The sequence below is a fragment of the Bradyrhizobium sp. USDA 4461 genome, from assembly GCF_054055655.1.
Genome location: NZ_JBSRXM010000001.1, coordinates 2,219,171 through 2,245,936, shown reverse-complemented (window position 1 = coordinate 2,245,936; position 26,766 = coordinate 2,219,171). Strand labels below are relative to the sequence as shown.

Annotated in this window: 28 protein-coding genes and 1 tRNA gene; 17 read left to right on the top strand and 12 right to left on the bottom strand. The window is 64.6% G+C overall.

What is annotated here, in order from left to right:
• The first annotated feature begins 180 nt into the window (after window positions 1–180).
• The 3 genes from rpoN (at window position 181) to ptsN (ending at window position 3,312) form a co-directional block, all read left to right on the top strand.
• On the top strand, window positions 181–1,836 hold the full coding sequence (gene rpoN, locus ACVINW_RS10505; RefSeq protein WP_456751224.1) for an RNA polymerase factor sigma-54: 1,656 nt from the start codon (window positions 181–183) through the stop codon (window positions 1,834–1,836).
• A 183-nt stretch (window positions 1,837–2,019) separates the two neighbouring features.
• Window positions 2,020–2,619: a ribosome hibernation-promoting factor, HPF/YfiA family gene (gene hpf, locus ACVINW_RS10500; protein WP_456751223.1), complete on the top strand. Its 600-nt coding sequence runs from the start codon at window positions 2,020–2,022 to the stop codon at window positions 2,617–2,619.
• 231 nt (window positions 2,620–2,850) lie between these two features.
• The gene (ptsN, locus tag ACVINW_RS10495) at window positions 2,851–3,312 is read left to right on the top strand and encodes a PTS IIA-like nitrogen regulatory protein PtsN (protein WP_029082506.1); all 462 of its coding nucleotides are present in this window, start codon (window positions 2,851–2,853) and stop codon (window positions 3,310–3,312) included.
• A 237-nt stretch (window positions 3,313–3,549) separates the two neighbouring features.
• On the opposite strand, the gene ACVINW_RS10490 is transcribed toward ptsN, so the two are convergent.
• Window positions 3,550–4,188, bottom strand: a complete 639-nt coding sequence (locus tag ACVINW_RS10490) for a TetR/AcrR family transcriptional regulator (RefSeq protein WP_163153963.1) — start codon at window positions 4,186–4,188, stop codon at window positions 3,550–3,552.
• A gap of 329 nt (window positions 4,189–4,517) precedes the next feature.
• Here ACVINW_RS10490 and ACVINW_RS10485 point away from each other — a divergent pair, with 329 nt between their 5' ends.
• The 4 genes from ACVINW_RS10485 to ACVINW_RS10470 all read left to right on the top strand — a co-directional run bounded on the left by ACVINW_RS10485 (window position 4,518) and on the right by ACVINW_RS10470 (window position 8,564).
• Window positions 4,518–5,321, top strand: a complete 804-nt coding sequence (locus tag ACVINW_RS10485) for an SDR family NAD(P)-dependent oxidoreductase (protein ID WP_456751222.1) — start codon at window positions 4,518–4,520, stop codon at window positions 5,319–5,321.
• 35 nt (window positions 5,322–5,356) lie between these two features.
• A complete protein-coding gene (locus tag ACVINW_RS10480; RefSeq protein WP_456751221.1) occupies window positions 5,357–6,487 on the top strand; it encodes a DUF5938 domain-containing protein in 1,131 nt (376 codons plus the stop codon).
• A 141-nt stretch (window positions 6,488–6,628) separates the two neighbouring features.
• Window positions 6,629–8,152 (top strand): AMP-binding protein, encoded by a 1,524-nt coding sequence (locus ACVINW_RS10475; protein WP_456751220.1) that lies wholly within the window; start codon window positions 6,629–6,631, stop codon window positions 8,150–8,152.
• A 73-nt stretch (window positions 8,153–8,225) separates the two neighbouring features.
• Window positions 8,226–8,564, top strand: coding sequence for a DUF6665 family protein (locus tag ACVINW_RS10470; protein WP_456751219.1), 339 nt, complete (start codon window positions 8,226–8,228; stop codon window positions 8,562–8,564).
• Window positions 8,565–8,632: 68 nt separating this feature from the next.
• On the opposite strand, the gene ACVINW_RS10465 is transcribed toward ACVINW_RS10470, so the two are convergent.
• The 8 genes from ACVINW_RS10465 to ACVINW_RS10430 form a co-directional block, all read right to left on the bottom strand.
• Entirely contained in the window at window positions 8,633–8,902 is a 270-nt protein-coding gene (locus ACVINW_RS10465; RefSeq protein ID WP_456751218.1) for a BQ00720 family protein, read from the bottom strand.
• A gap of 50 nt (window positions 8,903–8,952) precedes the next feature.
• Window positions 8,953–9,378, bottom strand: coding sequence for an Hsp20 family protein (locus tag ACVINW_RS10460; protein ID WP_212019554.1), 426 nt, complete (start codon window positions 9,376–9,378; stop codon window positions 8,953–8,955).
• A gap of 170 nt (window positions 9,379–9,548) precedes the next feature.
• Complete coding sequence (locus ACVINW_RS10455; protein ID WP_456751217.1) at window positions 9,549–10,631, bottom strand: sn-glycerol-3-phosphate import ATP-binding protein UgpC; 1,083 nt, start codon at window positions 10,629–10,631, stop codon at window positions 9,549–9,551.
• The gene (gene ugpE, locus ACVINW_RS10450) at window positions 10,631–11,479 is read right to left on the bottom strand and encodes a sn-glycerol-3-phosphate ABC transporter permease UgpE (protein WP_456751216.1); all 849 of its coding nucleotides are present in this window, start codon (window positions 11,477–11,479) and stop codon (window positions 10,631–10,633) included. The genes ACVINW_RS10455 and ugpE overlap by 1 nt, the downstream gene beginning before the upstream one ends.
• Window positions 11,479–12,360, bottom strand: a complete 882-nt coding sequence (ugpA, locus tag ACVINW_RS10445) for a sn-glycerol-3-phosphate ABC transporter permease UgpA (protein WP_173639768.1) — start codon at window positions 12,358–12,360, stop codon at window positions 11,479–11,481. Before ugpA ends, ugpE begins: the two co-directional genes overlap by 1 nt.
• 62 nt (window positions 12,361–12,422) lie before the next feature.
• Complete coding sequence (gene ugpB, locus ACVINW_RS10440) at window positions 12,423–13,739, bottom strand: sn-glycerol-3-phosphate ABC transporter substrate-binding protein UgpB (protein WP_456751215.1); 1,317 nt, start codon at window positions 13,737–13,739, stop codon at window positions 12,423–12,425.
• Window positions 13,740–13,940: 201 nt separating this feature from the next.
• Window positions 13,941–15,146, bottom strand: coding sequence for a CaiB/BaiF CoA transferase family protein (locus ACVINW_RS10435; protein WP_456751214.1), 1,206 nt, complete (start codon window positions 15,144–15,146; stop codon window positions 13,941–13,943).
• Between the two features lie 287 nt (window positions 15,147–15,433).
• The gene (locus ACVINW_RS10430) at window positions 15,434–15,859 is read right to left on the bottom strand and encodes an organic hydroperoxide resistance protein (protein ID WP_456751213.1); all 426 of its coding nucleotides are present in this window, start codon (window positions 15,857–15,859) and stop codon (window positions 15,434–15,436) included.
• Between the two features lie 170 nt (window positions 15,860–16,029).
• Between ACVINW_RS10430 and ACVINW_RS10425 the strand changes: the two genes are divergently transcribed.
• On the top strand, window positions 16,030–16,491 hold the full coding sequence (locus ACVINW_RS10425; RefSeq protein ID WP_456756362.1) for a MarR family winged helix-turn-helix transcriptional regulator: 462 nt from the start codon (window positions 16,030–16,032) through the stop codon (window positions 16,489–16,491).
• Window positions 16,492–16,510: 19 nt separating this feature from the next.
• Here ACVINW_RS10425 and ACVINW_RS10420 read toward each other — a convergent pair whose 3' ends face one another.
• From ACVINW_RS10420 to ACVINW_RS10410, 3 genes are all read right to left on the bottom strand, one after another.
• Window positions 16,511–16,747 carry a GIY-YIG nuclease family protein gene (locus ACVINW_RS10420; protein ID WP_456751212.1) on the bottom strand — a complete coding sequence of 79 codons (237 nt, stop codon included), beginning with the start codon at window positions 16,745–16,747 and terminating at the stop codon, window positions 16,511–16,513.
• 159 nt (window positions 16,748–16,906) lie between these two features.
• Window positions 16,907–16,982: transfer RNA gene (locus ACVINW_RS10415), tRNA-Ala, on the bottom strand.
• A 95-nt stretch (window positions 16,983–17,077) separates the two neighbouring features.
• A complete protein-coding gene (locus ACVINW_RS10410; RefSeq protein ID WP_456751211.1) occupies window positions 17,078–17,485 on the bottom strand; it encodes a TIGR02300 family protein in 408 nt (135 codons plus the stop codon).
• Between the two features lie 145 nt (window positions 17,486–17,630).
• Here ACVINW_RS10410 and aroA point away from each other — a divergent pair, with 145 nt between their 5' ends.
• The 9 genes from aroA to trpA all read left to right on the top strand — a co-directional run bounded on the left by aroA (window position 17,631) and on the right by trpA (window position 26,758).
• Entirely contained in the window at window positions 17,631–18,968 is a 1,338-nt protein-coding gene (gene aroA, locus ACVINW_RS10405; protein ID WP_456751210.1) for a 3-phosphoshikimate 1-carboxyvinyltransferase, read from the top strand.
• Entirely contained in the window at window positions 18,965–19,594 is a 630-nt protein-coding gene (gene cmk, locus ACVINW_RS10400) for a (d)CMP kinase (protein WP_456751209.1), read from the top strand. The genes aroA and cmk overlap by 4 nt, the downstream gene beginning before the upstream one ends.
• A gap of 394 nt (window positions 19,595–19,988) precedes the next feature.
• Entirely contained in the window at window positions 19,989–21,698 is a 1,710-nt protein-coding gene (gene rpsA, locus ACVINW_RS10395) for a 30S ribosomal protein S1 (RefSeq protein WP_076863580.1), read from the top strand.
• 281 nt (window positions 21,699–21,979) lie between these two features.
• Window positions 21,980–22,957 (top strand): signal peptide peptidase SppA, encoded by a 978-nt coding sequence (gene sppA / locus ACVINW_RS10390; RefSeq protein ID WP_456751208.1) that lies wholly within the window; start codon window positions 21,980–21,982, stop codon window positions 22,955–22,957.
• Window positions 22,958–23,131: 174 nt separating this feature from the next.
• Window positions 23,132–23,461, top strand: a complete 330-nt coding sequence (locus ACVINW_RS10385) for an integration host factor subunit beta (RefSeq protein ID WP_456751207.1) — start codon at window positions 23,132–23,134, stop codon at window positions 23,459–23,461.
• Between the two features lie 118 nt (window positions 23,462–23,579).
• Complete coding sequence (locus ACVINW_RS10380) at window positions 23,580–23,963, top strand: LapA family protein (protein WP_456751206.1); 384 nt, start codon at window positions 23,580–23,582, stop codon at window positions 23,961–23,963.
• Between the two features lie 76 nt (window positions 23,964–24,039).
• On the top strand, window positions 24,040–24,711 hold the full coding sequence (locus ACVINW_RS10375; protein WP_456751205.1) for a phosphoribosylanthranilate isomerase: 672 nt from the start codon (window positions 24,040–24,042) through the stop codon (window positions 24,709–24,711).
• A complete protein-coding gene (trpB, locus tag ACVINW_RS10370; RefSeq protein ID WP_456751204.1) occupies window positions 24,708–25,925 on the top strand; it encodes a tryptophan synthase subunit beta in 1,218 nt (405 codons plus the stop codon). The genes ACVINW_RS10375 and trpB overlap by 4 nt, the downstream gene beginning before the upstream one ends.
• Window positions 25,922–26,758 carry a tryptophan synthase subunit alpha gene (gene trpA, locus ACVINW_RS10365; RefSeq protein WP_456751203.1) on the top strand — a complete coding sequence of 279 codons (837 nt, stop codon included), beginning with the start codon at window positions 25,922–25,924 and terminating at the stop codon, window positions 26,756–26,758. The genes trpB and trpA overlap by 4 nt, the downstream gene beginning before the upstream one ends.
• The last annotated feature ends 8 nt before the right edge of the window (window positions 26,759–26,766 follow it).

Genomic DNA, 26,766 nt, shown 5'->3' with positions numbered 1-26,766 from the left:
CGGTGTGGCGACAAGATCATGCGCAAATTAGAGAATCTGACGCGCGATCGGACGCAAAACCGGACGTCCACTTTTGCTGATCGCGCTTACCCCAAAAATTGCATCCGTCAAGCCGTGTACAAGCTTCACGGACTAAGATAAGCAAGAATCGAGCCAACTTTCAGGGTCGATCTTGCCTCCATGGCGCTGACGCAAAGACTAGAGTTCCGCCAGTCGCAGTCGCTGGTGATGACGCCGCAGCTGATGCAGGCGATCAAGCTGCTGCAACTGTCGAACCTGGATCTGTCGACCTTCGTCGAGGAAGAGCTGGAGCGTAACCCGCTGCTGGAGCGGGCGACGGACGGGCCGGAACCCCCGGTGGCGGGCGAGCCGACCATGGAGCGGGCGGACTACGACGATTCCGACGGTTCGAGCAGCTACGGGGATGAGGGCGACTCGTCCGACATGGCCGCGGGTTCCGGTGGCGAGGCCGCTTTCGAACCCGGCCAGGAGGAATGGCTGAACCGCGACCTCGGCACCCGCGCCGAGATCGAGCAGACGCTCGATACCGGTCTCGACAACGTGTTCTCCGAGGAGCCGGCGGAAGCCGCCGCGCGCGCCGCGCAGGACGCGCCGCCGTCGGTCTATACCGAATGGGGCGGAGGCGCCTCCAGCGACGACGAGTACAATCTCGAAGCCTTCGTGGCCGCCGAGCTGACGCTCGCCGATCACCTCGCCGAACAGCTCGCGGTGGCGTTCTCGGCGCCGGCGCAACGCATGATCGGGCAGTACCTGATCGACCTGGTCGACGACGCCGGCTATCTGCCGGCCGACCTCGGCCAGGCTGCCGAGCGGCTCGGCGCATCGCAGGAAGCGGTCGACGAGGTCGTCGCGGTGCTGCAGAAATTCGATCCGCCGGGCGTGTGCGCCCGTAACCTGAGCGAGTGCCTGGCGATCCAGCTGCGCGAGCTCGATCGCTACGATCCGGCAATGCAGGCGCTGGTCGAGCATCTCGACCTGCTCGCCAAGCGCGACATCGCGGCCTTGCGAAAGCTCTGCGGCGTCGACGATGAAGACATCACCGACATGATCGCGGAGATCCGCCGGCTCGATCCGAAGCCCGGGCTGAAGTTCGGCACCTCGCGGACGCAGACCATGGTGCCTGACGTCTATGTGCGTCCGGGTCCCGATGGCGGCTGGCATGTCGAGCTCAACAGCGACACTCTGCCGCGCGTGCTGGTCAACCAGACCTATTACTCTGAGCTGTCGAAGACGATCCGCAAGGACGGTGACAAGTCGTACTTCACCGACTGCCTGCAGAACGCGACCTGGCTGGTCCGCGCGCTCGATCAGCGCGCCCGCACCATCCTCAAAGTCGCGACCGAGATCGTCCGCCAGCAGGACGGCTTCTTCACCTATGGCGTCGCGCATCTGCGGCCGCTCAATCTGAAAGCGGTCGCGGACGCGATCCAGATGCATGAATCGACGGTGTCGCGCGTCACCGCCAACAAATACATGGCGACCAATCGCGGCAGTTTTGAATTGAAGTATTTTTTCACCGCGTCGATCGCGTCCGCCGACGGCGGCGAAGCGCATTCGGCCGAAGCGGTGCGTCACCACATCAAGCAGTTGATCGACGGCGAGGCGCCGTCAGCGATCCTGTCCGACGACACGATCGTGGAACGTTTGCGGGCCTCGGGCATTGATATTGCCCGCCGCACCGTCGCGAAATATCGCGAGGCGATGCGGATACCATCCTCGGTGCAGCGCCGCCGTGACAAACAGAGCATGCTTGGTAATGCCCTTTCGGCCCCTGCCTCCTCATCCGACCGGTCGCGCGATACAGCCCCCGTTTAGGTTACTTCTTGAGCATGCCCCCGTCCGAGTACGGAGCGGCCCATGCGCTCGTTGCGTTCGCGCCAAATCGGGATAGTCTCAATCTCCAGGTGAAGCGTCGTCCAGAGAGGGAGGTTACCGGAAGCCCAGCAAGCATCATGCTCCAGCAAGAGTGATCGAGGCATCCAGCAATCGAGGCATCAAATGACCCTTCGTATCTCGGGAAAGAGCATCAGCATCGGCGAGGCGCTTCGCGCGCGCGTCAGCGAGCGCACCGACGAGGTCCTGCGAAAGTATTTTGATGGCAACTATTCCGGTCACATCACCCTGAGCAAGGATGGCTTCGGCTTCCGCACCGACTGCGCGCTGCATCTGGATTCCGGCATCACGCTGGAAGCCGAATCCAACGCCGCCGACGCCTATGCCAGCGCCGATGCCGCGCTCCTGATGATCGAGAAGCGTCTGCGCCGCTACAAGAGCCGGCTCAAGGACCGCTCCGCGCGCAAGGCCTACGCCGCGACCGCCGCACTTGCCGAGTTGAACGGCGCAGGTCTCGACGCGCCGAGCTACGTGATCGAGGCGCCCGAGAACGAGGACGAGGTCACCGAATACAGCCCCGTGATCATTGCCGAGGCAACCACCGCGCTGAAGCGGCTGTCGGTCAGCGAAGCCGTGATGGAGCTCGACCTGACCGGCGCCTCCTGCCTGGTGTTCCAGCACGGCGGCAGTGGCCGGTTGAACATCATATACCGCCGTACGGACGGCAATGTCGGCTGGGTCGATCCGCCCGCGGTGAGCCCCTGAGGATAGTTGGCCGATGGCATTGACGTCCGAAGCCAGCCCTGCTTATGGTCCGCCGCCTCCAGGAATAAGGGGGCGGAACAGGGTTCGCAGGTGTTGGCACCGCCGATACGTTGGAGTAGAAGCCCTGCCAGCTGGACCCGGGCTAAGCCCGCATCCCACCTCAACTTCTTGACGCCGCCGCTGTAAAGCCCATTTCGCAACCTGACGGTTCATTCACCTCGGAACGTCCCAATGCCGATTACCGATTTGGTCGCACCCGAGGCGATACTTCCGGCTTTGAAAGTCATCAGCAAGAAGCAGGCGCTGCAGGAACTCGCCGCGCGTGCATCGGCGTTGACCGGGCAGAACGAGCGTGCCGTTTTTGAAGTGCTGCTGCAGCGCGAGAAGCTCGGCACCACGGCGGTCGGCTACGGCGTTGCGATTCCGCACGGCAAGCTGCCGAAGCTCGAGAAGCTGTTCGGCTTCTTCGCCCGCCTCGAGCGCCCGATCGATTTCGAGGCGATGGACGGCCAGCCGGTCGATCTGATCTTCCTGCTGCTGGCGCCTGAAGGCGCCGGCGCCGACCACCTCAAGGCACTGGCGCGCATCGCCCGCTTGCTGCGCGACCAGGACGTCGCCAAGAAGCTGCGCGCCTCACGCGACGCCCAGGCGATCTACTCGGTGCTCGCACTGCCGCCGGCGAGCGCGGCGTAATCATCCCCGTCAGCGAATTCGTTCGCGCTGCTGTCACCAGAGCATAGCCGATGCGTGACGTGATGACGTTCGCCAATGCGTTGTTGATGTTTGAATTCCCGTAGCCCGGATGGAGCCAACGGGTCGCGCGAACGCGCGCCCGATGACAGGCTCCGCGCAATCCGGGAAAGTCTCGCCGCCGGCACAAATCCCCGCTGCGCTTCATCCGGGCTACGAAGCTGTGTACGTCGCAACGTCTCAGCAGATCGTCGGCAGCAGACGGCGGACTTCGTCGAGCAGGTCCGGAACGGCTTTTTTGTCGTCTGCGAGATGCCTGAGCAGCGCGCTCTGGAACAGGCCGTCGAACAGCGCGTAGAGCGCCGCCGGTGACGATGCCGGGCGTTTGTTGCCGAGCTCGGCATAGCGCGTGGCGATGCGCCAGATCATCGCTTCCAGGCTCTTGTCGATCTCCAGCACATCCTTGCGAAATGCCGGTTCGAACATCGCCTGCGAGCGCAGATCGTACCAGAGTCGATGCATGCGCGCTTCATTCTCGAGCGTCGCTGCGAGCTTGGCGAGGAAGCCTTCGGTCAATTCGTCGCGGCTCTGTGCCGTCGTCACCACCTCGTCATAGCGCGTCACGCATTTCGCCTTGTAGTGACGCACGCAGCAGCAGATCAGATCGAGCTTGTCGCTGAAGTAGTAGTGAAACACGCCGTGCGTGAAGGCGGAGTTCTGCGCGATCTCGCGCAGGCTGGTGCGCGCGAAGCCGAGTTCGCCGAGCGTCTCAAGCGCGGCCTCCGCAAGTTCGATGCGCCGTGCGTTGAACTTTTCGTCGCGCAGCGTCTCGGCCGCTACGGCAACACGCTGGGCCGCTCCTGTCGCTTGCCGCGCCATCCGGTGCCTTTCCTCTTCTTCCTTTCAGCAGCTTATACCGCGGCAACCGCGGCGCGCTCCATCTCTTCACAGCATCCTCTTTGACACTTGTCAAATTCAGGCTTGACAAGCGTCAAGTTCCTGGACGAGGGTTGGGTCAATAATTCGGACAACCGTCAAGACGGCTGACCAATCGACAAAACAGGAGGAAATGCACCGCGGGGCGCCAAGGCTGCGCCCCGCCGCCGCCGGCCGCGACCACCAATGCGCTCCAAATGCGCGAAGCGCCCCGGCCCGCGCTGCCCCCGTCCGCAGCACCATCAATCAGCAAGCAAAGGGAGGACTACGTCATGAGTGGGAAGAGCCTCGAAGGCAGGAAAGCCCTGGTGACCGGCGGCGCCCGGGGGATTGGCGCTGCGATCGCACAGGCGCTGGCGCGCTCCGGCGCCGCGGTCATGATCGGCGATATTCTCGAAAGCGTCGGCAAAGACACCGCCGGCGAGATCGCCAGGGCCGGCGTGAAGACCGGCTTTGCCAAGCTCGACGTCACCGACGATGCGCAATGGGAGCGGGCCGCCGCCGCGACGGTCGAGACGCTGGGCGGCTTCGACATCCTGATCAACAATGCCGGCATCGAGATCACCTCGCTGGTCGCCGACATCAAGGCCGAGGACGCGCGGCGGATGTGCGACGTCAACATCGTCGGCACCGTGCTCGGCATGAAGTACGCCTTCCGCGCGATGCGGCCGGGTGGCGCCGCAGGCAAGGGTGGCGCCGTGGTCAACATTGCCTCGGTTGCCGCGACGATCGCCTTCCCGAGCATCGCCGTCTATTCCGGCACCAAATCCGCGGTCGATCGCATGACCCGGGTCGGCGCGATGGAAGCCGGCAAGCTCGGCTACGGCGTGCGCGTCAATTGCATCTATCCCGGCCTGATCCCGACCGACATGGGCCTGCAGCTCGCCAACGACATCGTGAAGATCGGCCTCGCGCCCGACGTCAACGCCGCGGTCGGCTCGGTGGTCGAGCAGACGCCGCTCGGCAAGCTCGCGGAGGTCACCGACATCGCCGACGCCGCGGTGTTCCTGTGCTCGAACGATGCCCGCTTCATCACCGGCATCGGCCTGCCGGTCGACGGCGGCATGGGCATGTAGCAACAAGCCGACAACAGGCATTTCGGAGGAACGCAATGAGCGAGAAGAAGCCCGTCATCGTCTATGGCGCATCCGGCTACACCGGCCGGCTGGTCTGCGAATATCTGCGCGAATACAACATCCCCTTCATTGCCGCCGGCCGCAGCGCCGACAAGCTCAACGCCGCGATGAAATCGAACGTGGCCGGCATCGAGACGGCCGACTACGAAGTGGTGACGGTGCCGCACACCGCGAGCGCGCTGACCGAATTGTTCAAGGGCGCTTCGGTGGTGCTCAACACCGTGGGCCCGTTCGCCAAGTTCGGCATTGAGGTCGTGCAGGCCTGCCTCGCCGCCAAATGCCACTACGCCGACACGACCGGCGAGCAGGACTGGCTGATCATGCTCGAGCAGGAGTTCGGCACCAGGTTCGGCAATGCCGGCCTGCTGCTGGCGCCGGGCATCGCCCAGATGTACACCACCGGCGAGATCGCCGCGCAGCTCTGCCTGGAGACACCCGGCCTCGACACGCTCGATATCGCCGTGTTCTGGGGCGGCAGCCCGACCATCGCCTCGACGCAGACCATCCTGGTCAACGCCGCGATGGCCAAGGCCTACTACCTCGAGCAGAACAAATACGTCGAGCATCAGCCCGATGCCGGTCTCACCAGCCTCGCGATCCCCGGCCAGCACGAGCTGGCGCTGGCGCTGCCCTGGGGCGGCACCTCGCACCCGGTGTGGTTCAAGCGCGATCCGCGCGTCGCCAATGTGAAGGTGCTGGGCGGCGTGTTCAATCGCGCGCTGATGCTGGGCGTGCCGCAGATCGTCGCCGCCGCGCTGGAGGCGACCAAGGACATGAAGCCGGATGAGCGCTACGCCGCGCTGGCGCAGACCGCGGCCGGCGTGATGAACACCATGCCGCCGCGCGAGAACCCGCGCGTCAACAAGTCGCTGGATTCGGTGTATGCCTCCGGCCCGCTGGGGCGCGCGCACTGCGTCATCTACGGCAACAGCAACTACAAGCAGACCGGCATGCTGCAGGCCTATGCTGCCGCGCACCTGCTGCAGCAGCCGCCCAAGCGCGTCGGCTTTGCCTCGGCCTGCCAGGCGTTCGGCCATCATGAGCTGCTCGGGCAGTTGCGCAGCTTCGGCCTGGTCGGCAAGCCGGTCCTGACCGTCCACGACTAGGCCTGAGCCCCGATCGGATCGGGGCTCAGCACTCCGTTCCCTGAAGCGTTTTCGTCAAGCGGACAGGTATCCGCTTTGCTCGAAGACGCACTGCGGGTGACGCAGTCGCGCGTCACCCGCCCCCCTTTCGCGAGACCCGCCATGCGCTTCATCGATTATCTCGATAAGGGTGCCTCGCTCGGCGCCGACGCGCCGTGCCTCACGATGGATGGCCGCGACCTCAGCTATGGCGAGGTGCAACGGCTGAGCTACCGCATCGCGCGCGGGCTCGAGCGATCCGGCATCACGCCCGGCGAGAAAGTCGCGATCCTCTCAAGCAACGATCCGCTCGCGTTTGCCTGCGTGTTCGGCATCTCGCGCGCCGCCGCGGTGTGGTGCCCGATCAATCCGCGCAACGAGGCGGCCGAGAACAAGTTCATCCTCGATCAGTTCGATTGCAGCCTGCTGCTGTTTCATTCGAGCTTCGCCCCGATGGTCGACGCCGTGCGTCAGGATCTGCCCAAGCTGCGCGCGCTGGTCTGCCTCGATACCGAACTGCCGTTCGCGCCGTCGTTCGACCACTGGCTCGGCGGGCTCGCCGGCGATGTCTATCAGCGCGACACGATCGACGATCTCGCGATGATCCCGGGCACCGGCGGCACCACCGGCAAGCCGAAGGGTGTGATGCTCTCGGGCCGCAACATCGAGGCAATGACCGCGCTGACCCTGATGGGCTACCCGTTCGAGGGCCGCCCGATCTATCTCGCGCTGGCGCCGCTGACGCACGCCGCCGGCGTGCTGTGCTTTCCGATCATGACGCTGGGCGGCCGTATCGTGATCATGCACCATCCCGACATCGGCGAGTTCCTGGCGCTGATCGAGCGCTACCGCGTCACCCACACCTTCCTGCCGCCGACCGTGATCTACATGCTTCTCGATCATCCCAGGCTCGACGCGACCGATCGCAGCTCATTGCAGTGCTTCTGGTATGGCGCAGCGCCGATCTCGGCGACGCGGCTTGCCGAAGCCTTGCGGCGGATCGGGCCGATGGCGCAGCTGTTCGGCCAGACCGAGGCGCCGATGATGATCTCGATGATGGCGCCGGCCGATCATTACAATGCGGACGGCACCATCGCGCTGGAGCGCCTTGCGTCCGCGGGGCGGATCGGCCCGCTGGTGCAGGCCGGCATCATGGACGGCGACGGCAAGCTCTTGCCGGCGGGATCGCGCGGCGAGATCGTGGTGCGCGGCTCGCTGGTCATGGAGGGCTACTACAAGAACCCGGAAGCCACCCGCGAAGCATCAGTGCATGGCTGGCACCACACCGGCGACATCGGCTACATCGACGGCGACGGCTATCTCTACATCGTCGACCGCGCCAAGGACATGATCATCACCGGCGGCTTCAACGTCTACTCGATCGAGGTCGAGAACGCGTTGCGCGCCCATGCAGCTGTGCAGGATTGTGCGGTCATCGGATTGCCCGACGACAAATGGGGCGAGCGCATCGTCGCCGTGGTGCAACCGCGCGCCGGCCACACCGTCGACGCGGGAGCGCTGGCTGCGTTCGTCAAGCAGCAGATCGGCAGCATCAAGACGCCGAAGCAGATCGAGGTCTGGGACGACCTGCCGCGTTCCAAGGTCGGCAAGGTGCTGAAGCCGGACATCCGCTCGCGATTGACCTGAGCGTGTATTGACATCCGGCCTGTGGCGCCAGACAAGCGGGGATAGTATCGCGCTTGCGACCCGAGGGATCGGTATGTCCCGTGACTTTCGCCTTGATCGCGTTCCCGTCGACGTTCTCGCCTACGAGCTCGCCGAAGAGAGGGCGAGCGCGCTTGGGCGCATGGGCCGCGCGCTGGAACAGGCGCTCGCCAGACTGCGGGAGTTTGATGCCGCGCATCCGCCCTCCGAAGCTAGGCAGCAGGCCCGGCGCATCCTCGTGCGGGAAGCCGGTCATGCGCTCTGGATGTTCGTGGTGCAGCGGGAGGCCTGCGGGCTGCGCAACAACCGGATGCTGATGCGCGACTATAGCGTGCCCGGCGAGGTGCAGCTCAGCATGGGTCCGCTACTGGCCACGTCGACCTCATCCCAATAAAAAAGCGCGGGCCGCCTCGGTGTCGAGGCCTGCCCGCGCATTGTATCGGCGGATGCTTCAGCCGTGCGTCAGTGGACGCTGACGGCCTGCAACTCGTTGCTCCAGGCGTTGGCGATCGCGGCTTCGCGGCTGTCGGTCAGCATGATCGGCGTGCCGTCGGCGGCATGTAGTGCGAACAGCTTGAGGCCGGGCGCGATCTTCGGCGCCTGTGGAAAGAGGTCGGGCACGTCCTCGGAACGGACCTGCTTCACATAGGCGATGTGGCCTTCGCCCAGATGAGCCAGTGCTTCCGGCGTGACGCTGGTGGATTCGATGGTCGTGGTACTCAGCTCACTCATGGTCTCGACTCCTCAGTCAGATAAGCGGTCGAGTCCGCTCGTTGTTTCTATTATTCGTGTTCATTGATAGCGATTGTCTTAATGACCCGTTCAGGTTCTGGCCTGGCCAGGTCGATCGACAACAGCCCGTTCTTCAGATCCGCGCCCAGCACCTGCATCCCCTCCGCCAGCACGAAAGTGCGCTGGAAGTGGCGCGCGGCGATGCCGCGATGGATGTATTGCCGAGCCTTGTCGTCCTGCTGGCGGCCGCGGATGACGAGCTGATTTTCCTCAATAGTTACATCGAGTTGGTCGCGGGTGAAGCCCGCCACCGCCAACGTGATGCGCAGCTTTTCAGGCTGCCCGTTGGACCGGTCGCACCGCTCGATATTGTACGGAGGATAGCCGTCGGCGCCCTTGACGACGCGGTCGAGCGCACGCTCGATCTCGTCGAATCCCAGCAGGAACGGACTGGACAACGATGGAACACGAGACATTACAAAGTCCTCTCGAAGCGACTTTGAGGGGCCCTTGCGGCGCCCCATGCAACCGGCGGGCCGTCGGGCCTCCGGTCAGTGAGGGATATGGGGGCGATCTGGATAGCGTTCAAGCAGCCCCGAAACCAGCCTAAACGCCCGCAACATGAGGGCAAATTCTTCTCGATCTGTTACCCCGCGAGCCGCGTGCGGCCATCGGCGGTAAAAAGATGCAGTTTGTTGCGCGGGGCCACTGCCCGGATCCGCTCGCCGGTCGCCGGACCGGTGGCGCCGGGAACCCGGACGATCACCTCGCCCGGCGGCAGCTCGCCCGGATTGGCAGCAACGCCCCGCTCCTCGCGCTGGCGGCTGCCATAGACGAAGGTTTCGGCGCCGACATGTTCGATGGCCTCGACCGTCAGGTCGAGCGCAACGCCGCCGGACGCGGTCTCGCCCGTGATCACAAAGTCCTCCGGGCGGATGCCGACAATGCCGGCACCGTCGGTGCCTGATATCTGGGAGGTCAGCTCGTCCGAGCGCAGCGGCATCAGGTTCATCGGCGGGGCGCCGATGAAGGAGGCGACGAAGGTGGTCGCCGGCTTCTGGTAGATCTCGAGCGGATTGCCGATCTGCTCGACCTGGCCGCCATTCATGACCACCAGGATGTCGGCCAGCGTCATTGCCTCGAGCTGGTCGTGGGTGACGTAGATCGAGGTGGTGTTGAGCCGGCGCTGCAGCTTGCGGATCTCGACCCGCATCGCGATGCGCAGCTTGGCGTCGAGGTTCGACAGCGGCTCGTCGAACAGGAACACCTTCGGCTGGCGCACGATGGCGCGGCCCATCGCGACCCGCTGGCGCTGGCCGCCGGAGAGCTGCCGCGGCTTGCGCTCCAGCATCGGCAACAGCTCGAGCACGCGCGCGGCTTCCTCGACCCGGGTCCTGATCTCGGCTTCGGCCATGCCGCGGTTACGCAGGCCGTAGGCCATGTTGTTGTAGACGCTCATATGCGGATAGAGCGCGTAGTTCTGGAACACCATCGCGATGTCGCGATCGGCGGGCTCAACCTGGTTGACGACGCGGCCGCCGATGTCGATCTCGCCGCCGGTGATGGTCTCGAGCCCGGCGACCATGCGCAGCAGCGTGGACTTGCCGCAGCCGCTTGGGCCGACCAGCACGCAGAACTGGCCGTCGCCGACGTCGACATCGACGCCCTTGATGGCCTCGAAGCCGCCGGGATAGGTCTTGCGGACACTGCGCAGCGTGACGTTGGCCATTACTTTTCCGTCTCCACCAATCCGCGCACGAACAGTTTCTGCATCACGACGACGACGAATACCGGCGGCAGCATCGCGAGCAGCGCGGTCGCCATCACCACTGGCCATTCGGTTAGCGCGTCGGTCGTGGTGATCATCTTGCGGATGCCGACCTGGATGGTCTGCATGTCGTCGCGTGTCGTGATCAACAGCGGCCAGAGGTACTGATTCCAGCCGAGGATGAACAGGATCACGAACAGCGCGGCCATGTTGGTGCGCGACAGCGGCAGCAGCGTATCCCAGAAGAAGCGGAACGGGCCCGCCCCGTCGATCCGCGAGGCCTCCAGCAATTCATCCGGCACCGTCATGAAGAATTGCCGGAACAGCAGCGTTGCGGTGGCGGACGCGATCAGCGGCAGCGACAGGCCTGCGTAACTGTCGAGCAGATGCAGGTCGGCGACGATCTTGTAGGTCGGATAGATGCGCACCTCGACCGGCAGCATCAGCGTGATGAAAATGATCCAGAAGATCGCCATCCGGAACGGAAAGCGGAAATACACGATCGCATAGGCCGAGATGATCGAGATCGCGATTTTGCCGACCGCGATCAACAGCGCCATGATCAGCGAGTTCAGCATCATGTTGAGCACCGGCTCGCGGGTCGAGCCGCTCGTGCCGACAAACAGCGTCTGGTAGTAGGTCTCGAGGAAATGGCCGCCGGGCAGCAGCGACATCTGGCCGTTGGCGATGACGGCGTTGTCCTGGGTCGAGGCGACGATCGCCAGATACACCGGGAAGGCGACGATCGCGATCCCGATCCACAGGATGACGTGAGCCAGATAGCGCTGGAAGCCCTCCTCCTCGACCATCAGTAGGTCACCTTGCGTTCGACGAAGCGGAACTGGATGCCGGTCAATACGACGACGATGACCATCAGGATGACCGACTGCGCCGCCGAGGAGCCGAGATTGCCGCCGAGCAGGCCGTCGGTATAGACCTTGTAGACCAGCGTTTCGGTCGCCTTGCCGGGGCCGCCGCGGGTCATCGTGTCGATGATGCCGAAGGTGTCGAAGAAGGCGTAGACGATGTTGATGACCAGCAGGAAAAAGATGGTCGGCGACAGCAGCGGGAAGATCACGGTCCAGAACCGCCGCATCGGGCGGGCGCCGTCGATCGCCGCGGCCTCGATCACGCTCTTGGGGATGCTCTGGAGCCCTGCGAGGAAGAACAGGAAATTGTAGGAGATCTGCTTCCACGCCGCGGCGAGGATGATCAGGGCCGCCGCCTGATCGCCGTCGAGCAGCGGATTCCAGTCAACCCCCATGGCGCGCAGATAGCGCGACAGCACGCCGAGCGAAGGGTGCAGCATGAACACCCAGAGCACGCCGACCACCGGCGGGGCGACGGCATAGGGCCAGATCAAGAGCGTGCGGTAGAGCGTCGAGCCGCGCAGCGGCTTGTCGGCCATGACCGCGAGCAGCAGCGCAAACGACAGCGAGGACACCGCGATCGCGAACGAGAACGCGAAGGTCCTGACGATCGCGGCGAAATAGGCCGGGTCCTTGAACAGCTCGAGATAGTTCTCGAACCAGACGAAGGTGGTGGACAGGCCGAAGGCGTCCTGCAGCAGGAAGGACTGGATCACCGCCTGCGCGGCCGGCCAGTAGAAAAAGATCAGGACGATCGCGAGTTGCGGGGCAACCAGCGCGTAAGGCAACAGCTTTGATTGGAAAATCGCTTGCTTTTGCATGACATCCTGAAAAATGGCAGGCCGCATGATGCGGCCTGCCGGATCGTTGGTCTAGGGCCGGATTATTTCACGGCGGTCTTTTCAAACTGCCGCAGCATCTGGTTGCCGCGCTCGACGGCCGAGTCCAGCGCCTGCTTGGCGGTCTTCTTGCCGGCCAGCGCCTGCTCGATCTCCTCCGACCACATGTCGCGCAGCTGCACCATGTTGCCGAGGCGCAGGCCGCGGGAGTTCTCGGTCGGCTCCTTGTTGGTGAGCTCGAGCAGCGGGGTCTCGAGATAGGGCTGGTCCTTGTAGAAGCCCTCTTCCTTGGCCTTGGCGTAGGCGGCCTTGGTGATCGGCAGATAGCCCGACGCCTTGTGGATCCAGACCTGGCGATCGGTGTCCGACAGGAAGGTCAGGAACTTGGCCACGCCCTTGTATTCCTCGGCCGATTTGCCGCCCATCACCCACAGCGAGGCGCCCCCGATGATCGAGTTCTGCGGCGCGCCCTTGACGTCGGGATAATACGGCATCGGCGCGGCGGTGAAGTTGAACTTGGCCTGCGCCTTGACGTTGCCGAAGAACGCCGACGAGGTCAGGTAGATCGGGCACTCGCCCGAGGTGAAGCGGCCTTCGCCGGTGTTGGTGCGGCCGGCATAGTCGTAGGTCTTGTCCTTCTGCAGCTCGACCAGGTTCTCGAGATGCTTGACCTGCAGCGGACCGTTGAATTCGAGCACGGTGTCGAAGCCGTCGAGGCCGTTGGCCTTGCTGGCGAGCGGCACGTTGTGCCAGGCCGAGAGCTGCTCGAGATTGACCCAGGTGACCCACGAGCCGGAGAAGCCGCAGGTGGTGTAGCCGGCGGCCTTCAGCTTCTTGGCGTCGTCGAACACTTGCGGCCAGGTCTTCGGGATCTCCGCGATGTTGGCCTTCTTCAGCGCGTCGAGATTGACCCACATCACCGTCGACGACGAGTTGAAGGGGAACGACAGCATCTCGCCCTTCGAGGTCGAGTAGTAGCCGGTGATCGCGGGCAGATAGACGCTCGGATCGAACTTCTCGCCGGCATCGGCCATCAGCTTGTAGACCGGCTTCACGGCGCCGGTGGCGGCCATCATCGTCGCGGTGCCAACCTCGAACACCTGCATGATGTGCGGCGCGTTGCCGGCGCGGAATGCGGCGATGCCGGCGTTCATGGTGTCGGCGTAGCCGCCCTTGTAGGTCGGGATCACCTTGTAGTCGGATTGCGAGGTGTTGAAGTCGTTGGCCAGCTTGACGATGACGTCGTTGTTGGCGCCGGTCATCGCGTGCCACCACTGAATCTCGGTCACCGCAAATGCAGGCGACGCGAATGCAAGCGTAGCGGCGGCGACAGCAGCAGCGCCCAATCGTCGAAAAATCATCAAGGCCCCTCCCGGTTGGAAACGTCATGTTTCGTTGCGCGCGTTATCAGCGCCGGATGACGTTCAAATGACCGTATAAACGAAAGCCATCGTAGGGGGGAAGCCGCGACAAAGGGAAGCGGTAAAAAAGGCGAAGAAGCCGGCGCCGTGCGGTGCAGCGCCAGACGCGACGCTGCACCGCACGGCTGACGGATGGTTGTGTCAGCGCTTGCGCTGGGGGCCGCAGACCACGCCCTTGTCGACCAGGCCGTTGATCTCGTCCTTTGAGTAGCCGAACTCGCGGAGCACTTCCGTGGCGTGCTGGCTGAATTTCGGCGGCGTGCGGCGCAAGCTTGGCTTGGTGCGTTCGAGCCGGATCGGCGAGGCGACGCCCTTGTACCAATCCTTCTCGATGACGTCGCCGCGATGGATGGTGTGCGGGTTGGTCAGCGCCTGGTCGATCTTCTGCACGGGGCCGGCCGGCAGGCCGGCGGCGAGCAGCCGGTTGCACAGCGGCTCGGCCTCGTGCTGGCTGAACACCGCCGCAAGCTCGATCCGCAGCGCATCGCGGTTGGCGATGCGGTCCTTGTTGCGGGCAAAGCGCGGATCGGTGCCGAGCTCCGGCTTGCCGATCTCCTTGGCGAGCTTGCGGAACGTGCCGTCATTGCCGACGCCGATGAAGATGTTGTCGGTCTTGGTCGGGAAGATCGCGTAGGGCACGAGGTTCGGATGCTCGTTGCCGGTGAGCTGTGGCGGCTTGCCGTGCATGAAGTAGTTCGCGGTGTGCGGATGCATGATCGCAAGCCCGGTCTCGTACAACGTGGTCTCGATGAACTGGCCGAGCCCGGAGCGCTGCCGCTCCGACAGCGCCATCAGGATCCCGATCGCGGCATAAAGACCAGTCGTGATATCGACCAGCGGCACGCCGATGCGCATCGGGCCGCTCTCCGGCGAGCCGGTGGCCGCGATCATGCCGGTCATCGCCTGGATGATTGCATCATAGCCGGGGTTGCCGCCGCGCGGGCCGTCGGCGCCGAAGCCGGAGATCCGGCAATGCACGAGGCGCGGAAACTTCGCGCGCAGCACGTCGTTTCCGATGCCCCATTTGTCGAGCGTACCCGGCTTGAAATTCTCGATCAGCACGTCGGCGGTCTCGAGCATCTTCATCAGCACCGCGCGTCCGCCTTCGGAGGCGAGGTCGAGGCCGATCGAGCGCTTGTTGCGGTTGATGCCGACGAAATAGGCCGCGTCTTCCTCATGGAAGGGAGGGCCCCACTCGCGCACCTCGTCGCCGGCGGGCGGCTCGACCTTGATCACATCGGCGCCGTGGTCGGCGAGAATCTGGGTGCAATACGGGCCGCCGAGCACGCGCGTCAGATCGATCACGCGCAGTCCGGTCATCGCGCCCGCAGCCGCTGGGGTATTCATGGAAACAACCTTCGCTCAGTTGGGATTGGAAATGCGGTCCCAGAGCTAACGGTCTTCAGGCAAGGCAGCAATGCTTTGATCGGCGCAGGCCCATGCAGGGGCGGCGCGGGCGTTCGCCAAACGAACCGGCATCTGAAAGACAATGGTCCGCCACGTATCGCGGCGGACCATTGCGTGATGTGGAATGAGAGCGTTTTCGAGCGAAGTGGATACCGGTTCGCGTGAAGAAAACGCGTCAAAAGAAGAGTCTAGGGCCCCGTTCCGATTCAATCGGAACGGAAAGGGCTCTACACGACGGTCAGCTTGACGTCGACATTGCCGCGGGTGGCGTTGGAGTAGGGGCACACCTGGTGGGCCTTCTCGACCAGCGCTTCGGCGTCAGCGCGGGACAGGCCCGGCAGCGAGATGGCGAGGTCCACGGCGAGGCCGAAGCCGCCCTCCGAGCGCGGGCCGATGCCGACCGTCGAGGTCACCGCGGCGTCGGCGGGAACCTTGGGTCCACCCTGCGAGGCCACGAACTTCATCGCGCCGATGAAGCAGGCGGCATACCCGGCCGCGAACAGCTGCTCCGGATTGTTGCCGGCGCCGCCGCCGCCACCGAGCTCCTTCGGGGTCGTGAGCTTGACGTCGAGCGCGCCGTCGAGCGTCGCCGCATGGCCGTCGCGGCCGCCGGTGGCCTTGGCGCTGGTCTTGTAGAGCACGTTCACAGACATCGTGGTCTCCCTTGATTGTGGGCCGGTTTGAATTCGGCGATGCATGTATTGCATCCAATTGAATTGTGCGCAATATAAATTATGGAGCCTCCCATTTAATTGTCCGCAATTGAATCCACGGTCCCTTGAGCCCAGAATGACCCGGAAACGAGATGGATTCGATGACAATCATGGTCAGGAAACAGACGGCGGCGGATCAGGCGCTGCGGCTCGATAACCAGATCTGCTTTGCGGTCTATTCGACCGCGCACGCCTTCAACCGCGTCTACAAGCCGCTGCTCGACCGGCTCGGGCTGACCTATCCGCAGTATCTGGTGATGCTGGCGCTGTGGGAGCGCGACGACGTGCCCGTGAAGGACCTCGGCGAGCGCCTGTTCCTGGATTCCGGCACGCTGACGCCGCTCCTGAAGCGGCTGGAGGCGGCCGAGCTGATCAGCCGAACCCGCAGCAGCGCGGACGAGCGGATCGTCCTGATCACGCTGACGCCGCAGGGCCACGCCCTGCGCGAAAAGGCAAAAGCCGTCCCGCAGTCGATCCTCGCGGCATCAGACTGCACGGTCGGGGAGTTGCTGGCGATGAAGGACGAGATCGTCGCGTTGCGTGATCGGTTGAACGCGGTGCTGGGGGAGTAGCGGGCGGTGCGAGCTGCGGCTAGAGGCGCTTCTTGGCGAAGGCGCGGCCGGAGGCGGACTTCAGGTATCTTTCAAAAGCAACGGCCTGCTTCTCGTCGCTGAAGGCAACGTAGGTCTTGAGCCGCCAAGGCCCATATTTGGATGTATGGGGCACTTCGCCAGCGTTGTGCTTGGCCAGTCTGGCCCGCAGAACGTCGGTGAGCCCGACGTAGAAGTGCAGGCCGTCGAGGCTTTCGAGAATGTAGACGTATTTCATGAGGCTCCCCGCGCGGCGGATGGGGAGCATGCTAGCGTATTTGAATTCGGTGAGAGCCCGGCTTCGCCCTTCGGGCTACGCCGCGGCAGCCTTCGTTCACTTCGCTACGAGGGACTTCCCCAGGCTTGCCGAGCCGTAGCTCGCGAAGCGAGCGAAGGCTGGTGGAGCCAGGCGGGATCGAACCGCCGACCTCTTGCATGCCATGCAAGCGCTCTCCCAGCTGAGCTATGGCCCCATATTCCAGTGGGATGATCCTGGGGGATCGATCCCGATCCGCGCGGCCTGGATGACTCGCGCGGCAGCACCGTTGATCATAGATCGGCGCCGATCTCAAGTCTCTTCATCACCGCCGACGTCACCAATGATGTCGGTCACGTCCTCATCGCCCTCTTCCTCGTCGGCGATGAAGGTCGAATCGTCGTCGTCATCGTCGTCGATGGTCTCATCGACCTCGATATCGTCCTCGGATTCGGGAACCTGGGCCTTGACCTTGCCGGTGTTCTCCTCGGCATCGGCCTCCTCCAGCGAGACCAACTCTTCGGCCTCGGCGGGTTCCGGCATGTCGGCGGCGGTCGCAGGCGAATTGACGGTGGCGCCACGGCCCCGCGGCGGGGCCACCGGCGCGATCGGCACGACCTCGCCGGTGTAGGGCGAAATCACCGGGTTCTTGTTGAGGTCGTAGAACTTCTTGCCCGTGGTCGGGCAAATGCGCTTGGTTCCGAGCTCGGACTTGGCCACGTGGTCATCCCAGAATTTTGCTGAAAAACGGTGCTTCACTTGGCTAGTTGAGGGGCCGCTGTCAATAGCGGTTTGCGCGCAAGTGACGGGCGCGTGACGCGGTGTTGCCTATGTGATACCTGCCGCGGCGCGAGAGGACACAGTCTTGGCCCATTCTGACATCCCGACCCCGCTGGAATCGCGCGCCTGCGGCCCCCTGGCCGGCAAGGTCCGCGTCCCCGGCGACAAATCGATTTCCCACCGTGCCCTGATCCTGGGAGCGCTTTCGGTAGGCGAAACCCGCATTTCCGGCCTTTTGGAGGGCGAGGACGTCCTCAACACCGCCAAATCGATGCGCGCACTGGGCGCCAAAGTGGAGCGGACCGCGCCTTTTGCCTGGTCGGTCGCAGGCGTCGGCGTCGGCGGCTTCGCCCAGCCCGCAGCCCCGCTCGATTTCGGCAATTCCGGCACCGGCTGCCGGCTGGTGATGGGCGCGGTGGCGGGATGCCCGATCGCGGCCATCTTCGATGGCGACGCCTCGCTGCGGTCGCGCCCGATGCGCCGGATCCTCGATCCCCTGGAGCTGATGGGCGCCCGGACCAGCGATATCGGGGCCGGCGGCCGGCTGCCGCTGACCCTGCATGGTGCCCGCTATCCGGTGCCGATCGTCTACAAGACGCCGGTCGCCTCGGCCCAGATCAAGTCCGCGGTGCTGCTGGCGGGGCTGTCCGCGCCCGGCGTCACCACCGTGATCGAGCAGGAGGCGAGCCGCGACCACACCGAATTGATGCTGAAGCATTTCGGCGCCGAGATCTCCTCCGAAAAGGAAGGCAGCCATGGCCGCCGGATCACGCTGAATGGCGAGCCTGAGCTGCGCGGCGCCGAAATCGTGGTGCCGGCCGATCCGTCCTCCGCGGCGTTTCCGATCGTCGCGGCGCTGATCGTCCAGGGATCCGACGTCATGTTCTCCGACGTGATGACCAATCCGCTGCGCACCGGCCTGTTCACCACGCTGCGCGAAATGGGCGCGGCGATCGAGGAGAGCGAGGTGCGCGGCGATGGCGGCGAGCCGATGGCGCAATTGCGCGTCCGTGCCTCGAAGCTCAGGGGCGTCGAGGTGCCGCCGGAGCGCGCGCCGTCGATGATCGACGAATATCTGGTGCTCGCGGTTGCGGCTGCGTTTGCCGAGGGCACCACGATCATGCGCGGCTTGCAGGAGCTGCGGGTCAAGGAATCCGACCGCCTCGAAGCGACCGCGGACATGCTGCGGGTCAATGGCGTCACGGTCGAGGTCTCCGGCGACGATCTGATCGTCGAGGGCCGCGGCCATGTCCCGGGCGACGGTCTCGTCGCCACCCACATGGATCATCGCATCGCGATGTCGGCGCTGGTGATGGGCTGTGCTTCGGACCGGCCGGTGAAGGTCGACGACACCGCCTTCATTGCCACAAGTTTTCCGGACTTCATCCCGATGATGCGCTCGCTTGGAGCTGATTTCGCATGATCATCGCCATCGACGGACCGGCCGCCTCCGGCAAGGGCACGCTCGGCAAGCGGCTCGCCCACCATTACGGCTATCGCCATCTCGACACCGGCGTGATCTACCGCGCGGTGGCCTATGCGATGATGGCGCAGGGCGCCGACCTCAACGACGAGATGCTGGCAGTGGCCGTCGCGCTCGAGCTCGATCCCGAGAAATTCGGCAATCCGATCCTGAAGACCCAGAAGGTCGGCGAGGGCGCATCCGTTGTCTCGGCCTTTCCCAAGGTGCGCGAGGCGCTGGTGAATTTCCAGCGCCAGTTCGCGGCCGATCCGCCCGGCGCGGTGCTGGATGGGCGCGACATCGGCACCGTGATCTGCCCCGATGCCGATGTGAAGATCTTCGTGGTCGCCGATCCCCGCGTGCGGGCGCGCCGGCGTACCCTGGAAGCCCGGGCCCGCGGCGAGGATGCCGACGAGGAGGCCGTGCTCGCCGACATCCTCAAGCGCGACGAGCGCGACCAGAACCGGACCATTGCGCCGTTGCGGCCGGCGGCTGACGCCCACACGCTGGACAATTCCAACCTCGACATCGAGGCCGGCGTCCGCGCCGCCATTGCCATCGTCGAGGCGGCCCGCGCAAAACGCTAGAATCGCAGGCACGGGCGGGCCTTTCGGCCCGAAACCCCAGCAAAATGGGGCATTTCCTGCTTGCCGAAAGGTGCCCGCACGGCTATATCAGCGCCGTTCGGAGCACCATCGACATTGTCGAGATCGTGTCTGAGCGGGCCGGCGCCGGGTTTGAGCCATCCTCAAACGAAACTGACGCCGCATCTGGAGGAACGCCCGCTCCCAGGTCTTGCAGTCGATATTTTCGTGATCACGCTCCGGATTATCAAAACGTACCGAACGTGCAGTCTTGCTGCCGGCCCGCTGTTGCACCTCCTGCAATGAGCGGTCGTCAGGGTTTGCGGAACCCTGACACTTCACGCGCGGTGCGCCCATCAACCCGAACTGCCGGCGAAATCCCGCATCTGGAGATCAAATGGTTTCGAATTCTGCGTCTTCTTACACCCCGACCCGCGACGACTTCGCGGCGATGCTTGATGAGTCCTTTGCCGGCGGCAATTTGCAGGAAAGCTCGGTCATCAAGGGCAAGGTGGTTGCAATTGAGAAGGACATGGCCGTCATCGACGTCGGCCTGAAGACCGAAGGCCGCGTCGCGCTGCGCGAATTCGCCGGCCCCGGCCGGGAGAGCGACCTCAAGGTCGGCGACGAAGTCGAGGTGTTCCTCGACCGCATCGAGAATGCGCTTGGCGAAGCCGTGCTGTCGCGCGACAAGGCGCGCCGCGAGGAGAGCTGGGGCAAGCTCGAGAAGGCGTTCCAGAACAACGAAAAGGTCAACGGCGTCATCTTCAACCAGGTCAAGGGCGGCTTCACGGTCGACCTCGACGGTGCGGTGGCGTTCCTGCCGCGCTCGCAGGTCGACATTCGTCCGATCCGCGACGTTGCGCCGCTGATGAACAACTCGCAGCCGTTCCAGATCCTCAAGATGGACCGCCGCCGCGGCAACATCGTGGTGTCGCGCCGCACGGTTCTCGAAGAGACCCGCGCCGAGCAGCGCCAGGAGCTGGTGCAGAACCTCGAAGAGGGTCAGGTGATCGACGGCGTGGTCAAGAACATCACCGATTACGGTGCGTTCGTTGATCTCGGCGGCATCGACGGCCTGCTGCACGTGACCGACATCGCCTGGCGCCGCGTCAACCACCCGACCGAGGTGCTGACCATCGGCCAGACCGTCAAGGTCAAGATCATCAAGATCAACCACGAGACGCACCGCATCTCGCTCGGCATGAAGCAGCTGCTGGACGATCCGTGGCAGGGCATCGAAGCCAAGTACCCGCTGGGTGCCCGCTTCACCGGCCGCGTCACCAACATCACCGACTACGGCGCGTTCGTCGAGCTAGAGCCGGGCATCGAAGGCCTGATCCACGTCTCCGAGATGTCGTGGACCAAGAAGAACATGCACCCCGGCAAGATCGTTTCGACCTCGCAGGAAGTCGAAGTGCAGGTGCTGGAAGTCGATTCGGTCAAGCGCCGCATCTCGCTCGGTCTCAAGCAGACCATGCGCAATCCCTGGGAAGTCTTCGTCGAGAAGTTCCCGGTCGGCTCGACCGTCGAAGGCGAGGTCAAGAACAAGACCGAGTTCGGACTTTTCTTGGGCCTCGACGGCGACGTCGACGGCATGGTCCATCTCTCCGACCTCGACTGGAAGCTTCCGGGCGAGCAGGTCATCGACAACTTCAAGAAGGGCGACATGGTCAAGGCCGTGGTGCTCGACGTCGATGTCGAGAAGGAGCGGATCTCGCTCGGCGTCAAGCAGCTCGAAGGCGACCCCTTCGCCGAGCCGGGCGACGTCAAGAAGGGCGCGGTCGTGACCTGCGAAGTGCTCGAAGTGAAGGAGAGCGGCATCGAGGTCCGGATTTCGGGCACCGAGTTCACTACCTTCATCAAGCGGTCCGAGCTGGCCCGCGATCGCAACGACCAGCGTGCCGAACGCTTTGCCGTCGGCGAGAAGGTCGATGCCCGCGTCATCCAGTTCGACAAGAAGGCCCGCAAGGTGCAGGTCTCGATCAAGGCGCTGGAAGTCGCCGAAGAGAAGGAAGCCATCGCGCAGTACGGCTCCTCCGATTCGGGTGCGACGCTCGGCGACATCCTCGGCACCGCGCTGAAGAACCGCGGCACCGACAAGTAAGCGTTCGGGCGATTTAAGCGAACAACTAGAGGGCCCCGGCGCGAACCGGGGCCCTTTGTTTTTGGCGTAGCCCGGATGGAGCGAAGCGAAATCCGGGGCTTTATCCCCGCGGCGGACTTTCCCGGATTGCGCTTCGCTTCATCCGGGCTCCGGATGCGTCGATGGGACGGGCCTTGTTTTCTTCAAATTGCGCCGCAATTGATGTATTTGGCTAAGCAGATGGTGACGCTGCGACGGCAAAACGCGCGGGACTGCGCGCTGACTATTTCTGGAGAGATCGGATGTCGCTTGATTCGGATGTGATCGTCGACCGCCGCCGTATCAGGCGCAAGCTGACGTTCTGGCGCGTCGCCGCTGCGGTCATTGCGATCGCGGCCATCGTCGGCGTCGGCGTGATCGCCGCCGGCGACCGCGGCAGCCTCTCGGCATCGAACGCGATCGCGCGGATCAACATCGACGGATTGATCCGCAGCGACCAGGAACGCGTCGAAGCGCTGGAGCGGCTCGGCAAGTCGAGCTATGCGGCGGTTGTCGTGCACATCAATTCGCCGGGCGGCACCACCGCAGGCTCCGAGCAGCTCTACGACTCGCTGATGCAGTTGAAGGCGAAGAAGCCGCTGGTCGTCGTGGTCGAGGGCCTGGCCGCCTCGGGCGGCTACATCACGGCGATCGCCTCGGATCATATCGTCGCCCAACAGACCTCGCTGGTCGGCTCGATCGGCGTGCTCTTCCAGTTTCCGAACGTTTCGGAATTGCTCAAGACCGTCGGCGTAAAGATGGAGGAGATCAAATCCTCCCCGCTGAAAGCTGCGCCCAACGGCATGGAGCCGACCAGCCCCGAGGCACGCGCCGCGATCGAGGGCCTGGTCAAGGACTCCTATGCATGGTTCCGTGGATTGGTGAAGGAGCGCCGCGGCATGGACGACGCCCTGCTGGAGAAGGTCGCTGACGGTCGCGTCTTCACCGGCCGGCAGGCGGTCGATCTCAAGCTGATCGATCAGCTCGGGGACGAGAAGACCGCGATCGCCTGGCTGGTTGCGGAGAAGAAGGTCAAAAGCGACCTGCCGGTGCGCACTTACAAGCTCAATCCGCGCTTCAGCGACCTGACCTTCCTGCGCACGGCTGCATCCATGACGCTCGATGCGCTTGGCCTCGGCGGCATCGCGCGGCGGATCGAGCAGGGCGGCGTGGCCCAGGCGGTCGACCGGTTCGGGCTGGACGGCATGCTGGCATTGTGGAGTCCGGGCGGAACCGACTGACCGGCTGCCAAACGTGTGCTGTTTGATGAATTCCCCCTCTGCGGGAATCGCTGCATGCCCCAATCGGGCTATTTGTCACGCGATTTCACGGCGCTCTAAATCGATTTAGCGTCTTGACAGTGCACGGCATTTTCACGGAAATGGGTTTCCGCAAGAGCCCGGATCCCACTTTCGATGATCAAATCCGAACTTGTTCAGCGTATCGCCGAGCACAACCCGCACCTCTATCAGCGGGATGTCGAGAATATTGTGAATGCGATTCTCGATGAAATCGTCGCGGCGCTGGCGCGTGGCGACCGTGTCGAGTTGCGCGGTTTCGGCGCATTCTCGGTGAAGCATCGCCCGGCGCGCGCCGGCCGCAATCCGCGTACCGGCGAGCATGTGCCGGTCGATCAGAAGAGCGTGCCGTTCTTCAAGACCGGCAAGGAAATGCGCGAGCGTCTCAATCGCGACGAGACCGAGGCGGGAGCCTCCAAGGTCGACGCGTCCAAAGCCGACGCTTAAAAGGCGGATGCTTGAGAGGCTGATGCCTGACAAGGCTGCGGCCTAGCGCGCGAGATCAGACGTTGCCGTGCTGCGGGTGATCGGCCCGCCACTTTCTCCATCGCTGCGAGAGATGGTCATGCGAAAGTTCTTCACGGCAGTGGTCGTCATTCCGCTCGGACTGATCTTCATCATCTTTGCGGTCGCTAACCGGCACTGGGTGACGGTGTCGTTTGACCCCTTCAACTCTGTGACGCCGACAATCGCGGTCACACTGCCGCTGTTTGTCGTCATCATTGCCTCCGCGATCCTGGGTGTGATCGCGGGCGGCATCGCGACCTGGTTCAGGCAGGGGCGGTGGCGCCGCGCCGCCCGGCAGCACGAGGCCGACGCCCGCCAGGTCCGCGCCGAGCTCGCCGACCTCAGGTCCGCCGCCCGGGACGACGCGCAGCGCCGTCCGGTCCCGGCCCTATCAGGCTTTTACGGGCCCAATGGGCGAGACAAGCAGGGCGCGACGTTGTAGAACCCGCCCCGTCGGACCCGGGCCTGCCCCTGTTCCGGGCGCCCGAAAACCCGTTTTGAAGACCCGTTTCGAGACCATGCCCCTGCTCGTCAAAATCTGCGGCCTGTCCACGCGCGAGACGCTCGACGTCGCGCTCGAGGGCGGCGCTGACATGGTGGGGTTCGTGTTCTTCTCCCCGTCGCCGCGCCATATCAGCCTGGAGACCGCGCGCGAGCTCGGCAGCCGCGCCAAGGGACGCGCCGTCAAGGTGGCGCTGACCGTCGATGCCGATGACGCGACCATCGAGAACATCATCGAGACGCTGCGACCCGACATCCTGCAATTGCACGGCAAGGAGACCACGGCGCGGCTGCGCGACCTCAAGCAGAAATTCGGCCTGCCGCTGATGAAGGCGCTGCCGGTCGAGACCTCGGCCGACCTTGCGCCGCTGCCGGGCTATGCCGGCGTCGCCGATCGCATCCTGTTCGATGCCCGCGCGCCCAAGGATGCGACGCGGCCGGGCGGTCTCGGCGCGCCGTTCGACTGGCACCTGCTGGAAAATCTCGATCTCGCTTTGCCCTACATGGTCTCCGGCGGGCTCAATGCCGGCAATGTCACTGAAGCCGTCCGCGTCACCCGCGCCGGCGGAGTCGACGTGTCGTCGGGCGTCGAGCGCACGCCCGGCATCAAGGATCCCGAGCTGATCCGCGCCTTCATCCGCGCCGCACGCGCAACCCAAAGAACTACCCGAGAACTGACGGTTCGATGAATCAAAACCTGCCCAATTCCTACCGCAGCGGCCCCGATGAGCGCGGGCATTTCGGCATTTTCGGCGGACGCTTCGTCGCTGAAACGCTGATGCCGCTGATCCTCGATCTCGAAAAGGCCTATGCCGACGCCAAGGCCGATCCGGCATTCCAGGCCGAGATGAATGTCTATCTGAAGGACTATGTCGGCCGGCCCTCGCCGCTGTACTTCGCCGAACGGCTCACCGAGCATCTCGGCGGGGCGAAAATCTACCTGAAGCGCGAGGAGCTCAACCACACCGGCTCGCACAAGGTCAACAATGTGCTCGGCCAAATCATGGTCGCGCGCCGCATGGGCAAGAAGCGCATCATCGCCGAGACCGGCGCCGGCCAGCACGGCGTGGCGACGGCGACGCTGTGCGCGCGGTTCGGGCTCGAATGCGTGGTCTATATGGGCGCGGTCGACGTCGAGCGGCAGCAGCCGAACGTGATCCGCATGGAAATGCTCGGCGCCAAGGTGGTCCCGGTGCAGTCGGGCGCGCGTACGCTGAAGGACGCGATGAACGACGCGTTGCGCGACTGGGTCACCAACGTGCACAACACCTTCTATTGCATCGGCACGGTGGCGGGCCCGCACCCTTATCCGATGATGGTGCGCGACTTCCAGTCGATCATCGGCCGCGAGACCCGCACGCAGATGCAGGAAGCCGAGGGCCGCCTGCCGGACTCGCTGATCGCCTGCATCGGCGGCGGCTCCAATGCAATGGGCCTGTTCCATCCGTTCCTCGACGATCCCTCGGTCGAGATTTTCGGCGTCGAGGCCGCCGGTCACGGGCTGACGCAGCTGCATGCCGCCTCGCTCGCCGGCGGGCGCCCCGGCGTGCTGCACGGCAACCGCACCTATCTGCTGATGGACGCCGACGGCCAGATCGAGGAAGCGCACTCGATCTCCGCCGGCCTCGACTATCCCGGCATCGGCCCCGAGCACGCCTGGCTGCATGAGACCGGCCGCGTCAAATATCTCTCGGCGACGGACGAGGAAGCGCTCGCCGCATTCCAGCTGCTGTCGCGGCTCGAAGGCATCATCCCCGCGCTGGAATCCGCGCACGCCATCGCGAAATTGTCCGAGCTCGCGCCGCAGCGGCCCAGGGATCATCTGATGGTGGTCAACCTCTCGGGCCGTGGCGACAAGGACGTGCCGCAGGTCGGCGACATCTTGAAGGCGAGGAAGAAGTGACCACCCGTATCGACGCACGTTTCGCCGAGCTGAAGCAGCAGGGCCGCTCCGCTTTCGTCACCTTCGTGATGGCCGGCGACCCCGACGCAAAAACCTCGCTCGACATCCTGAAGGCGCTGCCCAAGGCCGGTGCCGACGTCATCGAGATCGGCATGCCGTTCACCGATCCGATGGCCGACGGCCCGTCGATCCAGGCCGCAGGCCTGCGCGCGCTCAAGGGCGGCATGACCCTGCGCAAGACGCTGGCGATGGTCCGCGACTTCCGCAAGGAGGACAACGCCACGCCGATCGTGCTGATGGGCTACTACAATCCGATTTACATCTACGGCGTCGACGGCTTCCTGGCCGATGCCAAGACCGCCGGCGTCGACGGGTTGATCATCGTCGACCTGCCGCCGGAGGAAGACACCGAGCTCTGCATCCCTGCGATGAAGGCCGGGCTGAACTTCATCCGGCTGGCGACGCCGACCACCGACGACAAGCGCCTGCCGGCGGTGCTCGCCAACACCTCGGGCTTTGTCTATTACGTCTCGATCACCGGCATCACCGGCGCCGCGACGGCCGATTCGACCGCAGTTGCCGAAGCCGTCGCCCGCATCAAGCGGCACACCAAGCTCCCGGTCTGCGTCGGCTTCGGCATCCGTACCCCGGAGACGGCGCGGGCGATCGCCGGAAGCGCCAATGGCGCGGTGGTCGGTACCGCGATCGTCGATGCGGTGCGTGCCAACCTCGACGCCGAGGGCCGCGCGACGCCGAAGACCGTGAGCGCGGTGGCGGACCTGGTGTCCGCGCTGGCGCAGGGGGTCCGCGGCGCCAGGCAGGCCGCTGAATAAGCCACATT